Here is a 13,737-nt window from a genome sequence, read left to right on the forward strand (position 1 = left end):
GTCCCACAGCGCGTTGACGGCGGTCTCCACGGTGCCGGCGAGCACCGCCCGGGCCGCCGGCACCCCCTCCGGCACGGGCACCACGGCGGTGGCGGGCACGACGTACGCGCTCTGGTGCGGGTGCAGGCAGAAGACCGTCCGCCCGAGCAGGTCCGGCGGGCCCTGTTCGACCACGCCCACGCTGAGGTAGCCGTACTTCACCGGGCCGGGGAAGTCACCCTCCTGAAAGGGCGCGCGCATCGCGGCGTGCTGGTCGGCGGGCACCCGACCGGTGAAGACCAGCGTCTCGGTGCCCCGGCTGACCCCGGAGTAGCGGGCCCGGACCAGCACCTCGTCGGGGCCGGGGGCGGTCAGCGACACCGGCCGGATCTCGGCCGCGCCGGGTTCGCGCACCCAGCAGGCGTACGCCTCGCGGATCACCGTCGCGCACCTCACCTCTTGTTCTGGGCCGAACGGCCAGCCTTCCGTGCCCCGGTCGGGGTCGTCGATCATAAACACGGAGGCGAGGTGTCCACAGTTCGAAGCGCTGCCGTGCGCTGGCGCGGTGTGCGCGTGGTGGCGGCAAACCACTACCAGCGGTTGCGTGCCTCCTCGGCCCAACCGACGAGCCCGTCGAGGCTCACCGTCGTTCCGTCGTCGGTCTTCGCCCAGCCGGAGAAGTGCCCGAAACACTGGTGCGTCTCGTTCGCGACGACACCCAGGTTGGTGCGGGACACCTTCTCGTGGAACGGCTGGAACTCGACAGAGACCCGGTCGCCGCTGATCCGCCAGGGGCGCAGCCAGTCCGCCCGGTCGTAGGTCCAGCGCAGCTCCTCGCCGATCTTGTGCAGGCGACCGTCGACGAAGAGGCCGTTCTCGGTGACCCCGGTGCCGTCGGTCCACCGACCGCCGAGCTGGATCGCTCGTCCCGGCGCCGCGCCGGCGGCCCAGTTCCAGCTGACCGAGTACGGCCATCTGCCGCGACCGTGGTCCAGCACGGCGAACGCGTCCGGCCCACCGATCTCGTACGTCTGGCCGTGCAGTTCCAGCGTGCCGAGCACCGGGCGGCCGACGTCCTTGACCGTGTACTGGAATCGTCTGGTGCTCCACGGCACGACGACCCCGAGTGACTCGTGACCGGCCGGCAACGGCACGTCCACCTCCAGCCGTACGCCACTGGCGCTCGCCGAGATCGCGGTGCCGTCCGGGCGCTGGACGATCCGGATCGCCAGGCCACCGCCGCGGGCGCCCGCCTCGCCCACGCCGCAGTGCGGCGGTAGCACAGCGCCCCGCGCCAGCGGCACCACCACGTCGGCAGTCGTCTCGGTGCCGCTGTCCCGGTCGAGCACGTAGACACTGTGCACACCGGCGTAGTCCAGCGACGAGGCGACCAGCCCGATGATGTGCCGTGGGGTCACGATGCCCCAGTACTCCCATCGTTTAGTCCGGCCCCAGCCGCGCAGGTTCGCGGTGTGCAGGGGACGCCGGGTCCAGCCCACCGCCGCGGGGTTGAGTCGCCCGTCCCGTTGGCACAGGTCGACAGGCGAGAGCAGCTCACGTTCGTGCGTCACGAGCTGCACGATAGCCGCCCCTGCCCCGCCGGCTTGACTGACACATCGATGCGACCTACGGTCATATGACATCGGACATAGGATGTCATAGGATGTGGTGTATGCGGCAGCTTTGGCTGCTCCTGACTCTTTCTCTCCCGTCGTCCTGGTAGCCGCTCCCGCCCACCCCCACCGGTCTGGTGCGGCGGCCCGGCCCCGCCTGCGGCCACGAACCCGCACGAGACCGGCAGGAATCCCCCGTCATCGGCCGCCTTAGCGCCAAGCGGCCCGACGCTGCCGGGCGGCCACGGACATCGGCGTCCTGGCCGTCCGGCATCCCCCTCAAGGAATAGGACCCCATGAAGCTGTCCGCCCTCGGCCGTATCGCTCTGGCCACAGGCATCACCGTGCTGGCCACCGCCACGCTCCCCGGCACCCCTGCGGCCGCCGCACCGGTGAAGAGGAAGATGCTCCCCGTCCTGGTGGAGTTCAGCGACGCCTCCTTCCAGTTCCCGGACAAGGTGAAGGCGTCCACGCCGGACACCTACTTCGGCGCGAAGAGCGACTCGGCCGCGTCGTACCTGTCGGAGTTGTCGCGTGGGCAGTACAAGCTGGTGCCCGCCGTACCGGAGCAGTTCCTCGGCCCGATCAAGCTGGACCTCAGCGCCGCCGGCTGCCCGCACGGCAAGATCAATCAGATGACCCGTGACGAACTCGCCAAGCGGGGCCTGGTCGCGGGCGAGGACTACGACAGCATCTCGATCGTCTTCCCGGCGCAGAAGACGAACTGCCCCTGGGCCGGCCTCGCCACCCTGCCCGGCCCGACCACCTGGATCAACCTCTACGGCACCGCCAGTGGCATCGACGTCGTCGGCCACGAACTCGGGCACAACCTGGGCTTCGGGCACCAGGGTCGCGTCAAGTGCACCGGCGGCAACCTGGGCGCGTGCAAGTCAGGGGGCGCCAGCCACACGACCATCATGGCCGGTGGTTACCGGCCGGCCGGCTTCTCCGCACCGGAGATGATCCGTGCCGGATGGCTCAACGGCGGGGCGTCCCAGAAGGTCACCAAGTCGGGGGTCTACACGCTGCGCTCCCTGCACGGCAAGGGCAGCGGAGTCCGGGCCCTGGACATCGCCCTGGGCGGCGACCGGCTCGTCATCGAGTACCGCCACGCGGCCGGCAACTTCGACGCGAAGCTCGAGGGCGTGCACGCCTACCGTGTCCCCAAGGGCTCCTACGGTGCCTCGTCACTCATCGACACCACGACGGCGGACAAGACAGCCACCAACAACGCGCCGCCGAACGCGGACGCCATCACCAAGCTGACGGACAAGGCGAGCAAGCTGTCAGTCGCCGTCGTGTCCTCCGGCGGTGGTCAGGCCAAGGTCAAGGTCGCGCTCAACGGCGACTCGCTCGCCTCCATCGACGCGGCCCCCACGAAGTCACCGTCACCCTCCCCGAGCGCCACCCCCACCCCCAGTGCGAGCCCGAGCGCGAACACCGCCACGGAGGCCGAGTCCGACGGCTCCGAGCCGGTCACCGAGCTCGGCTCCCGGGAGCTGACCGCCGACGACGACAGCTCGACCACAATGCCGCTCGTCGCCGGTGGCGGTGCCGCCCTGCTGGCGGCCGGCCTGGGCTTCCTCCTGCTGAAGCGTCGCCGCGGCAAGCACGCCTGACCGGCCGGTCGGGCCCGGTCGCCCGCTCGCACGGCGGGCGACCGGGAGCGGTCAGACGGTCATTCGAACTCCTCCACGGACTCCTCGGTGGGGCCCAACTCGGGCTGATCGCGCAGCTCCAGGACCGGGCCGAGCCGGTCGGTGTCCAGTACGACGATCGTGTTCTCGCCGGCGCGCAGCAGTGGCGCGGGGCAGTAGAGCGTCACCTGCGGACCGATGTCCCAGTAGCGACCGAGCAGGAATCCGTTGACCCAGACCATGCCGTGCACCGAGCCGGGCAGGGCGAGGAAGGTGTCCGCCGGCTGCTCGACGGGCACCGTCGCGACCGCGAACCCGGCGCCGGTGCTGGCCGGCCCGGCGGTGGTGGCGCGACGCAGGTCGTCAGGTGTCCACTCGGCCAGGGCGATCGGCGAGCTGGCCCAGCCGTGCACGATCCGGCGGTCGACGAGCACTGGTCCGAGCAGGCCCTTGTGCTGACCGACCAGTGGGCCGTAGTTGATCCGGCCGAGGTTCTCCACCAGGATCTCCAGGCGCACGATCGCGCCGGTGCCGCGAATCGGTATCTCCGGATGATCGGCGTCGGCGACACCGATCGGCACGCCGTCGGCGAGGACGATCGCCCGGTCGCGCACGTCGCTGAGGATGATGGTGTGCTCGCCCGTCGGGATCTTCGGGTGGGCGGTGAGCAGCACCATCCCGGCGTCCAGGCCGAGTTGTTCGAAGGTGGCCGGCCGCGGACCGGTCGACTCCGGTGCGGGCACGGCGCGCAGGCCGGCGATCAGGTCGGCGCGGTGGGTCAGCGGCACCCGCGTCGGCGGCAGCACCGGCATCCGCTCGGGCACCCGCAGTTGCCCGGTCACGCCGAGCGCCGCACGCATGGCGTGGAACTTGGCGGTGAGCGTTCCGTCCTCGGCGATGGGCGCGTCGGAGTCGTAGCTGGTGATGGTGGGCTGAAGCCGACCCCGGTCCGCGTTGGCGCCGGCCCACAACCCGAAGTTGGTGCCGCCGTGGGCCATGTAGAGGCTGACGCTTCCGCCCTCGCCGAGGATGGCGTCGAGAGTGCGCACGGCGCTGTCCACCGTGCGGACGTGGTGTCGCTCGCCCCAGTGGTCGAACCAGCCGTTCCAGTACTCGGCGACCACGAACGGTTCGTCGGGCCGGCGCGTGGCGAACAGGGCGCGGGCGGCCTCGGGCTTCGAGCCGAGGGTGGCCGCGGCGAGGGTGCCCGGCACCGTGCCCGCGTCGTGCATCAACTCGGTCGGGCCGTCCGCTGTGAACAGCAGCTCGGTGATGCCGCGCTCGAGCAGGGCTGAGCGAATCCAGTGCAGGTACGCCTCGTCGTCGCCGTAGCTGCCGTACTCGTTCTCGACCTGTACCGCCACCACCGGTCCGCCGGCATGCGTCTGCTGCCGTGCGATACGGGGAATCAGCTCGTCGAACCAACGCTCGACCGGCCGGATGAACGCCGGGTCGGAGCTGCGCAGGACCACGTCACGCGCGGTCAGCCAGGCTGGCAGGCCGCCGTTGGACCACTCCGCGCAGATGTACGGGCCGGGCCGCAGGACGACGTCGAGGCCTTCTTCGCCGGCGAGCGCGATGAACGCCTCGAGGTCACGCCAGCCGTCGAAGCGGGGCGCGCGCTCGGCGTGCGGCTGGTGGAAGTTCCACGGCACGTACGTGTCGAGGGTGTTGAGACCGAGGTCGGCCAGTCGCCGGATCCGGTCGCGCCACAGCTGTGGGTGGACCCGGAAGTAGTGCAGGGCGCCGGAGAGGACACGGTGGGGGACGCCGTGCCGGTGAAGCTGACTGCCGCTCCAGCCGAGCGCGGGTGATGGCCTGGGCGACGGTGTCAGCGTGCTGCTCGGCCGGGTCGTCTCGATCATGGCAGAAGCCTATGTTACCCGTGCCATTTATAACAATGGCGCTAGGATGCCGCCGTACCGGGTTCTCAGGAGGGCGGGGCGGATGACCGAGGCGACAATGCGCGACAAGCAACCGAGCATGACCGACGTGGCACGTGCCGCTGGCGTGTCGGCACAGACGGTCTCGCGTACGCTGCGCAACTCGCCGAACGTCAACGCGGAAACCCGACGTCGCGTACTCGACGCGGTCGAGCAGCTCAAATACCGGTACAACGGCGCTCCCCGGCTGCTGTCCTCGGGACGAAGCTTCACCCTCGGCCTGGTCCTGCTACAGGCCGGCGGCTACTACTCGCGCTCGGGGGTCACCGCCGGGGTGGAGGCGGCGGCCGGTCAGGCGGGTTACTCGGTGAGCATCGCGACCATCGCCGAGCTGGACACCGCACTGATGGAGAAGTCCCTGCTCAAGCTCTCTGACCAGGGCGTCGACGGCATCATCATCGCGGTCCCGTTGATCTCCGTGACCCAGCGGATGGAGGACATCACCCGGGACATCCCCACCGTCACGGTGGACGGCTCGCGCACGACCGGGGCGCGGGTGCTGGGCATCGACCAGCACGAGGCGGGGCGCGCGGCCACCCAACACCTGCTGGACCTGGGGCACCGCCAGGTGTGGCACGTAGCCGGGCCGGACGAGTGGATCGAGGCGCGGCAGCGTCGGCAGGGCTGGCAGGAGTGCCTGGCCGCTGCCGGGATCGACGCGCCTCCAGCCCTGGAGGGCGACTGGTCGCCCGAGTCGGGCTACCGGCTGGGGCAGATCCTCGCGATGATTCCCGAGGTCACCGCCGTCTTCGTGGCCAGCGACGAGATGGCCTTCGGGCTGATCAAGGCGCTGCGGGAGCGCGGGCGCTCGGTGCCGCAGGACGTCTCGATCGTGAGCGTCGACGACATCGAGCTGGCCGCCTACTGCCACCCGCCGCTCACCACCGTTCGGCAGGACTTCTACCGCTCCGGGGCGGCTGCTGTCGCACTCCTGCTCGACACCGAGTCGGAGGGCGAATCGCTCACGCCAGCCACCCTCATCGTCCGGGAGTCCACCGCGGCGCCGCGGCCACGCTGACCGTCCTGCTGCGGGCAGATCATTCTTGACGGGTCATGTTACGGGTGCCACAGTAACAACGCGCGGCCCGCCCAGCGATCTAGGCGGACCGTGTCTCGTGCTCGCCTCTCACTCCCGCACCGTTGTGCGTACCGCCACGGAGGACCACCCCCATGTTGAGAAAACCCATCGTCCTAGCCGTCGCCGCGGCGACGGCGCTCAGCCTGCTCACAGGTTGTTCCGGAGGCGACGACAACGCCGACGGCAAGAAGAGCCTGAAGGTCGCGGCCTTCGAGGGCGGCTACGGCCGGGACATGTACCTGCAGGTCATCGAGGCCTACAAGGCGAAGCACCCCGATGTGGACGTTCAGCTGCAGCTCTCGAAGACCCTTGAGGACGAGATCAGCCCCAACATGAAGGCCGGCAAGTTCCCGGACGTCGTGGTGCTGCCCCAGGGCCGCAAGGCAGCGCTCGCCGAGACGCTGGTCAAGGACAAGGCACTGGAGGACCTCACCGGAGTCCTGGACATGACGGTGCCTGGTGAACAGGTCACCGTGCGCTCCAAGCTCGCCGACGGGATCGTGGGCAACCTCAGCACCAACCCGTACAACGACGACAAGACCTACCTGATGCCGATGTACTACGCGCCGACCGGGCTGGTCTACAACAAGGGCCTCTTCGCGCAGAAGGGTTGGCAGGTCCCGACCACCTGGGACGACATGTTCAAGCTCGGCGACGCCGCCAAGGCCGAGGGCATCGCGCTGTTCACGTACCCGACCGCGGGCTACCTGGACTCGTTCTTCTTCGCGCTGCTCGCCGACGTCGGCGGTGAGCAGTTCTACAAGGACGCCATGACGTATTCCGAGGGTGTCTGGAAGACCGCCCAGGCGCGCCAGGTCCTGGACATCACCGCCAGGCTGCTGAGCTACGCGGCGAAGACCACCGTGGGGTACGCGAACGAGCAGGACTTCACCAAGAACCAGCAGTCCCTGCTCGACAACAAGACCCTGTTCATGCCGAACGGCACGTGGGTCGTCGGCGAGATGAAGGACGCTCCGCGCGCCACCGGTTTCGAGTGGGCGATGGCCCCGCTGCCGGCGGTCAACGCCGGTGGTAAGCGCTACCTGACCACGATCGTCGAGTCCGCCTGGGTTCCCAGCGGCGCGCAGAACAAGGACGCCGCGAAGGACTTCGTCGCGTACCTCTACTCCGACGAGGCCGCCGGCATCTTCGCCAAGGCCAACGCGATCCAGCCGATCAAGGGCATCGCCTCGACGCTGCCCGCCGAGATCGCCCCGTTCTACCAGCTCTACGAGGACCCGAGCATCTCCGCCCTGGTGGGTGGCTTCGGAAGCACCGCGCCGGTCGAGGGCGTGAACATCAAGGGCACGCTCTTCGACACCGCGAACAGCATCATCAGCGGCGACAAGACCGTCGACCAGTGGCAGACCGCGCTGAACGACGCCAGCGAGAAGCTGCGGCAAGCGGGCAAGTGACGCCCCGGCGGCAGCCCGGAACCGGGCTGCCGCCGACCCCTCCCCCCGCGAGAACCAAGGACTGGTCACGGTGACGACGACCCTCACTCCACCACCCAGAGGCGCCAGCAAGCGCGCGCCCAGCCGACCCCCGGTGTCAGCGCGTGGCAGCGCCGCACGCGGCCGGCCCGGCGACGGCCGATTCGTCGCCGCCTGCCTGCTTCCGGCACTGGCACTGTTCGCGCTGTTCATGATCTGGCCGACCGTCAGCGTGTTCCGGATGTCGCTCTACAGCTGGAGCGGTTTCTCGGCGCAGATGCGGTTCGTCGGCCTGGACAACTTCACCAAGCTCGTCGACGACGAGCAGTTCCTCCGCGCGTTCCAGAACACCGTCGCGCTGCTCGTGGTCGTGACCGTGGTGACGATGGGGATGGGTCTGTTCCTCGCCGCCGTCATGACCCGGCAGAAGCTGCGCGGCCACACCCTCTACCGGTTCGTGCTCTACATCCCCAACGTGCTCTCGGTCGTGGTCATCGCGGCCATCTTCTCGGCCGTCTACGACCAGGAGAACGGCCTGCTCAACGGCACCCTCCGGCTGCTCTCGCTGGACGGCCTGCAACAGGTCTGGCTGGGCGACCAGAAGCTGGTGCTCTACTCGGTCGCGATAGCGATGCTGTGGCAGTCGCTCGGCTACTACATGGTCATCTACATGTCGAGCATGGCGAGCATCCCGGAGGAGTTGTACGAGGCCTCGGCACTCGACGGTGCCTCGGCAGGTCGGCAGTTCTTCGCCGTCACGCTGCCGCTGATCTGGCAGAACCTGCGCACCACGCTGACCTTCTTCATCCTCAGCGCGGTCAACCTCAGCTTCGTGCTGGTTCGGGCGATGACCGGCGGCGGCCCGGACGGTGCCTCCGAGGTGCTGCTCAGCTACATGTACAAGCAGGCGTACACGAACTCGGCCTACGGCTACGGCATGGCCATCGGCGTGGTGATCTTCGCTTTCTCGTTCCTCGTGTCGCTCCTGGTGAGCCGCGCGACCCGGCGTGAGCCCCTCCAGTTCTAGAGGACACTCCCATGACCACGATCAACAAATCCGGTCCACGGCCCGGCCGTGGACTCACCCACCTGCTCGTCGGTGCGATCACCCTGCTCATCGTCATCCCGGTCGGCTGGGTGCTGGTGGCCTCGCTGAAGCGCAAGAGCGAGTTCTTCGGCAGCCCGTGGACCCTGCCCGAGGGCTTTCACCTGCAGAACTACGTCGACGCGTTCGGCGGCGCGCAGATGGGCCGCTACTTCGCCACGTCGGTACTGGTCACGCTCCTCGGCCTGGTCTTCGTGCTGGCGGTCTCGGTGCCGGCGGCGTACGTCGTCGCCCGGTACGAGTTCCGCGGCAAGGGCATCGTCGAGGTGGCGCTGCTGGCCGGGCTGTTCGTCAACGTCAACTACATCGTGGTGCCGATCTTCCTGATGCTCGTCGACTGGGACCGCGCGCTGGTCGACGTGTTCCCCGACGGGTTCTTCCTCGACAACCCGGCGATGCTCTCGCTGGTCTACGCGGCGACCTCGATCCCATTCACGATCTACCTGCTGACTGCGTACTTCCGGTCGATTCCGGGAGACTTCGAGGAGGCCGCGCTGCTGGACGGGGCATCCCGATTCCGGATCATGACGCGGGTGATGCTGCCGATGGCCCGCCCGGCGGTCACCACGGTGATTCTGTTCAACTTCCTGGCCTACTGGAACGACTTCATCATCGCGCTGACGCTGCTGCCCGGTGAGGGCAAGACGTTGCAGGTCGGCCTGCTCAACCTGATGGCCGCGCAGAAGGCGGCCGCGGACCCGGGGCGGCTCTACGCCGGCATGGTCATCGTCATCGTGCCGGTGCTGCTCCTGTACGCGCTGATCCAGCGCCGACTGATCCAGGGCATGGCCGCCGGCGGCGTCAAGGGCTGAGGCCCGAGAAAGGGATGTCATGAAGGAACCGACGCGTGCCGTACTGCTCATCGTCGCCCGGCTGCTGATCGCGCTCGCCTGTGTCGTCGCCGTGGTGGTCGTCCGACCCACTGTCGGCTGGGGCCACCTCGCGATCATGCTTGTGGCGCTCGCCGTCCTGATCGGTCTTCTCGCGGACTACAACAGAAAGTTCCGGTGAGCCGCGGCGTGCGGCGGGCCCGAGCTCCGCCGGGGGCGTTCCCTCCCGGCGTACGAACGAGACAGCGCAAGGAATTGACAGACTCCCCCACCCCGACCACCCCCACGGTTAGGACTCTCGATGCGCCTGTTCAGGTCCTCGTTGGTGGCTTTGACCACGCTAGCCACCGCAGTACTGGTCGCCGCGCCCCCCGCCGCGGCAGCCGCCACGAACTACTACGTCGACTGCTCCGCGAGCACGTCGGGCAGCGGCACCCAGGCCAGCCCCTGGAACAGCTTCACACCGGTGAACGCCAAGACGTTCGCCGCCGGAGATCAGATCCTGATCCGGCGGGGCACGACCTGCGCCAACCAGCAGCTCTTTCCCAAGGGTTCCGGCGCGGCCGGCGCACCGATCATCATCGACGCGTACGGCAGCGGCGCCAAGCCGGCGCTGGCCGGCAACGGTGCTGTCGTCGACGTCGTGAAGCTCTACAACCAGCAGTACTGGGAGATCCGCAACCTGGACATCTCCAACAAGGGATCGGCGATCGCCACCCGCCGCGGCGTGCACATCATCCGTGAGAACTCCGGCACCGGCACCTACTACCGGGTGACCGGGCTCAGCGTCCACGACATCAACGGCAACCAGACCAAGAAGGACGACGACGCCAGCGCCGGCATCTTCTTCGAGGTCCTCGGCTACACGGTGCAGACGAAGTTCGACGACGTGCTGATCAACAACAACACGATCGGCACCGTCGACCGCTACGGCATCCATTTCTGGACCCGGTGGATGGTCCGGCCCGAGCTGGCCAACCCCAACTGCGGTTCCACCTGCGGCACCTGGCTTCCGCAGACCCGGGTCGTCGTGCGCGGCAACACGGTCACCGACATCGGCGGCGACGCCATCGACGTGCACCACACCCAGAGCGCCCTGGTCGAGAACAACCGGGTGGACGGCTTCCGGGTCCGCGAGCCCGCGCAGTGCGCCGCCGGCATCTGGGGCTGGAACATCAACGACGCCCTGTTCCAGTTCAACGAGGTCAGCGGCGGCCGGAGCACCTGCGACGGGCAGGGCTTCGACCTGGACGAGGGCAACATCCGCACCACCTACCAGTACAACTACAGCCACGACAACGAGGGCGGCTTCATCCTGCTCTGCAACGGTGGGGGCTCGACCACCAAAGACAACATCGTGCGCTACAACATCAGCCAGAACGACCGCGGCCAGATCTTCGACCTGGTCTGCGGGAAACTCACCAACACGAAGATCTACAACAATGTCTTCTACGTGGGCGAGGCAGCCCAGATCATCAACAACGGCAACGGCTCGGCCGGCGCCAATGTGGAGTTCTACAACAACATCTTCTACGTGACCTCGACCCAGGCCACCTACAACGCCGGCGCGCTGCTGTTCGACTCCAACGTGTTCTACGGCCAGCACCCCGGCGGCGAGCCCGCCGACCCGAACAAGATCACGGCCGATCCGCTGTTCGTCGCGCCGGGCACCGCCACCTCGATCAGCGACGCCGGTGGTTACCGGCTCCGCACCGGCTCCCCCGCGCTGGCCAGTGGTCAGGTCATGACCAGCCCGGGCAGCCGCGACTACTTCGGCAGCACCGTCACCTCGGGATGCCGTCCGGACCGGGGCGCACACCAGCTCAGCACGGTCTGCGTGCCCAGTGCCGGCGTCATCCCGCGTACCGGATGGTCGCTGAAGTACGTGGACAGCCAGGAGACGGCCGCCGAGAACGGGGCCGCGACCAACGCCTTCGACGGCAACCTCAGCACCATCTGGCACACGAAGTACACCGGCGGCAACGCCCCGATGCCCCACGAGATCCAGATCAACCTGGGCGCGAGCTACTCCGTCTCCGGAATCCGCTACCTGCCCCGGCAGGACGCAGGCTCCGGCGCTGCCAACGGACGCATCGGCCAGTACGAGGTCTACGTCAGCACTGACGGCACCAACTGGGGTACGGCCGTGGCCACCGGCACGTTCGCCAACAACGCCAGCCAGAAGGAGGTCCGGTTCACCGCGAAAACGGGCCAGTATCTGCGACTGCGCGCCCTGAGCGAGGTCAACGGCAACCCGTGGACCACCGCCGCGGAGATCTACGCCCTCAACTGACCGACACATCAGGGAGCCTCCGGCATCGCGCCGGAGGCTCCCTGGCGTACCCATGGTTCACCACCTCGGGGTGCCGCAACCGTCTCGGTCACCGCCAGACCCTGTCCGCGATGTCGTAGACCATCGTGCGGTCGACCTGCTTCGGAAGCGACTGGCCGAGCCGCCACGACCCGGACGTGGCGTGCAGCTCGACGGTCACCGAGCCCCGCGTCGCGGGGCCCAGCTCGCCGACCCAGTGCCGGTTCTCTTCGATCAGCCGCTCCACGGTCTCGACGTCGGGCGCCGTCACCTCCACCACTGTGGTGTCGACAAGCGCCGAGCCGACCAGCAGGACCAGGAGCCGGCCCAGGACCGCCGCAGGCACCGCGGGGTCCGTCGTTTCGACAGACACGTAGCAGTCGTCATGCCCGGAGAACAACAGGCGTGAGCCGGCCAGAGCGGGTAGGACCGGCTCGTCGAACGTGGCCGTTCCAATGGTGACGATCATTTCGTCGACGCGCTCGGCGGAAGGCGTACCCGGCACGTCGACAAAGGTCAGCTCGTAGGGGTACCAACCGGCCAGGAACCGGGGCAGCTGCTCCCGGGGTATCAGCAGGGCCTCTTCGCTGAGGCCGACGACGCCAGCCGCCAGCGCGCGGACCTCATGCACCTCGAAGCTGACGCCCTGTTCGGCAGCGATCCGTGACGGCCGCCACTGCTGATACTCCTCGTCCAGGAAGCTGTTGGTCTCCACGCCGACAACCATGATGGTGTCGTTCCCGGCGAGCATCAGCACATCGGCCAGCTCGGCGGCCTGCGCCGCAGTCGCATTCACCATCCAGGAGCCGCCTGTCTCGCGAACACTGAAGCTCAACGGGAAGGGTGCACCGTCCAGTCCCACGCTGTTCACGGAGAACGCGCCATGAGGTTTGACCTGGACCGTGGCGCCGTCGCGCGTGCCGTCCCCGGCGATCGGATAGCCGATCGCGGCGATGTCGGAACGCAGATCGGCGACGCTGAGCTGCGGATTCAGGGCCCTCGTCACACGGTCGGTGAGCAGCCGATGGGCAACGATGTGCTCGACCGCCGCACGGTCCACCGTCATCTCGTAGTAGTCGACGGCGAATTCGACGAAGCGGTCGACGATGTCGTCGAGCAGGATGTCGAGCATGCCGGACCCATCCGGGCCGCTGTCATCGTACGGTCGGTGCAGTGGTGGGAAGGTTATGCCGTCACCGGCGTGCCAGCGGTCGTCCTCCACCAGCCGCCACAGCACGGTGGTCGCCACGAGTCGGCCGTCCTCGTCGCAGAAGGCGGGTTCCGTCAGCTGAGAACGCAGCACCTCCGGGACGCCGTCGACCAGACCGGGCCACAGCTCGTGGTCCGGATGACGGTACGGCGACATCGCCGATTCATGGTCGAAGAGCCGGATGAAGGCGCCGTCGGGGGTGAACACGACGGCCCACTCGTCGCCGCTGCCATTGCTCATCAGCGCCGCCTCGTCCGTGCCCCAGGTCGAGGTGTAGGCGTAGTAGGGGTCCCCGCCGTCGATGATGCGCTCGAGTACGGCCAAGGCCTTGCAGCGCTGGCGCAGCCGGTCGATGTCGGGGAGTTTGGCGGCGACGTCGTAGGCGGTCACCGGGTCACCCTACGGAGGCGGCAGCACCCCGGTGTCGGGGGCGAGGACTCGGGTGAAGAACACCAGGGTGTCGCGGATCAGCGGCTCCAGCGGCACCCCGACGAAACAGTGGTCGGCGCCCCGCACCACCGACAACTCGACCTCGGCACCCGCCGCGGTCAACGCCGCGGCGAGTTCCTCGCTCTGCCCCACCGGTACGACCAGGTCC

The 13,737-nt window shown here is 68.5% G+C and carries 10 protein-coding genes and 2 pseudogenes; 7 read left to right on the forward strand and 5 right to left on the reverse strand.

Going from position 1 to position 13,737, the window contains the following annotated elements:
- Together KBX53_RS06570 and KBX53_RS06575 are read right to left on the reverse strand one after the other, a co-directional pair.
- Positions 1–420, reverse strand: a pseudogene (locus KBX53_RS06570) (dehydrogenase); the annotation flags it as partial.
- Positions 421–569: 149 nt separating this feature from the next.
- The gene (locus KBX53_RS06575) at positions 570–1,550 is read right to left on the reverse strand and encodes a DUF2804 domain-containing protein (protein WP_030335534.1); all 981 of its coding nucleotides are present in this window, start codon (positions 1,548–1,550) and stop codon (positions 570–572) included.
- A 338-nt stretch (positions 1,551–1,888) separates the two neighbouring features.
- Between KBX53_RS06575 and KBX53_RS06580 the strand changes: the two genes are divergently transcribed.
- Positions 1,889–3,211 carry an LPXTG cell wall anchor domain-containing protein gene (locus KBX53_RS06580; RefSeq protein ID WP_030335532.1) on the forward strand — a complete coding sequence of 441 codons (1,323 nt, stop codon included), beginning with the start codon at positions 1,889–1,891 and terminating at the stop codon, positions 3,209–3,211.
- 59 nt (positions 3,212–3,270) lie between these two features.
- Here the strand turns inward: KBX53_RS06580 and KBX53_RS06585 are convergent, their stop codons facing one another.
- Entirely contained in the window at positions 3,271–5,094 is a 1,824-nt protein-coding gene (locus KBX53_RS06585) for a glycoside hydrolase family 35 protein (RefSeq protein WP_210858148.1), read from the reverse strand.
- A gap of 82 nt (positions 5,095–5,176) precedes the next feature.
- Between KBX53_RS06585 and KBX53_RS06590 the strand changes: the two genes are divergently transcribed.
- The 6 genes from KBX53_RS06590 (at position 5,177) to KBX53_RS06615 (ending at position 11,911) form a co-directional block, all read left to right on the forward strand.
- Entirely contained in the window at positions 5,177–6,190 is a 1,014-nt protein-coding gene (locus KBX53_RS06590; RefSeq protein ID WP_030335527.1) for a LacI family DNA-binding transcriptional regulator, read from the forward strand.
- A gap of 152 nt (positions 6,191–6,342) precedes the next feature.
- A complete protein-coding gene (locus KBX53_RS06595) occupies positions 6,343–7,665 on the forward strand; it encodes a carbohydrate ABC transporter substrate-binding protein (RefSeq protein WP_210858149.1) in 1,323 nt (440 codons plus the stop codon).
- 133 nt (positions 7,666–7,798) lie between these two features.
- Positions 7,799–8,710 carry a carbohydrate ABC transporter permease gene (locus tag KBX53_RS06600; RefSeq protein WP_051708739.1) on the forward strand — a complete coding sequence of 304 codons (912 nt, stop codon included), beginning with the start codon at positions 7,799–7,801 and terminating at the stop codon, positions 8,708–8,710.
- Positions 8,711–8,721: 11 nt separating this feature from the next.
- Positions 8,722–9,600: a carbohydrate ABC transporter permease gene (locus KBX53_RS06605; RefSeq protein WP_210858150.1), complete on the forward strand. Its 879-nt coding sequence runs from the start codon at positions 8,722–8,724 to the stop codon at positions 9,598–9,600.
- Between the two features lie 19 nt (positions 9,601–9,619).
- Entirely contained in the window at positions 9,620–9,799 is a 180-nt protein-coding gene (locus tag KBX53_RS06610; protein WP_210858151.1) for a hypothetical protein, read from the forward strand.
- 120 nt (positions 9,800–9,919) lie between these two features.
- Positions 9,920–11,911: a discoidin domain-containing protein gene (locus KBX53_RS06615; RefSeq protein WP_210858152.1), complete on the forward strand. Its 1,992-nt coding sequence runs from the start codon at positions 9,920–9,922 to the stop codon at positions 11,909–11,911.
- 88 nt (positions 11,912–11,999) lie between these two features.
- On the opposite strand, the gene KBX53_RS37105 is transcribed toward KBX53_RS06615, so the two are convergent.
- Both KBX53_RS37105 and KBX53_RS06625 read right to left on the reverse strand, forming a co-directional pair.
- On the reverse strand, positions 12,000–13,529 hold the full coding sequence (locus KBX53_RS37105) for a hypothetical protein (RefSeq protein ID WP_309140722.1): 1,530 nt from the start codon (positions 13,527–13,529) through the stop codon (positions 12,000–12,002).
- Positions 13,530–13,538: 9 nt separating this feature from the next.
- A pseudogene (locus tag KBX53_RS06625) lies at positions 13,539–13,737 on the reverse strand (hypothetical protein); the annotation flags it as partial.

Source organism: Micromonospora sp. M51 (genome assembly GCF_018070305.1).
GTDB classification, from domain to species: Bacteria; Actinomycetota; Actinomycetes; order Mycobacteriales; family Micromonosporaceae; genus Micromonospora; species Micromonospora parva.

Coding starts and splice junctions, on each gene's coding strand:
- KBX53_RS06610 (WP_210858151.1), top strand. CDS start 9,620: ATGAAGGAACCGACGCGTGCCGTACTGCTCATCGTCGCCCGGCTGCTG.
- KBX53_RS06590 (WP_030335527.1), top strand. CDS start 5,177: ATGACCGAGGCGACAATGCGCGACAAGCAACCGAGCATGACCGACGTG.
- KBX53_RS06615 (WP_210858152.1), top strand. CDS start 9,920: ATGCGCCTGTTCAGGTCCTCGTTGGTGGCTTTGACCACGCTAGCCACC.
- KBX53_RS06595 (WP_210858149.1), top strand. CDS start 6,343: ATGTTGAGAAAACCCATCGTCCTAGCCGTCGCCGCGGCGACGGCGCTC.
- KBX53_RS06585 (WP_210858148.1), bottom strand. CDS start 5,094: ATGATCGAGACGACCCGGCCGAGCAGCACGCTGACACCGTCGCCCAGG.
- KBX53_RS06605 (WP_210858150.1), top strand. CDS start 8,722: ATGACCACGATCAACAAATCCGGTCCACGGCCCGGCCGTGGACTCACC.
- KBX53_RS06580 (WP_030335532.1), top strand. CDS start 1,889: ATGAAGCTGTCCGCCCTCGGCCGTATCGCTCTGGCCACAGGCATCACC.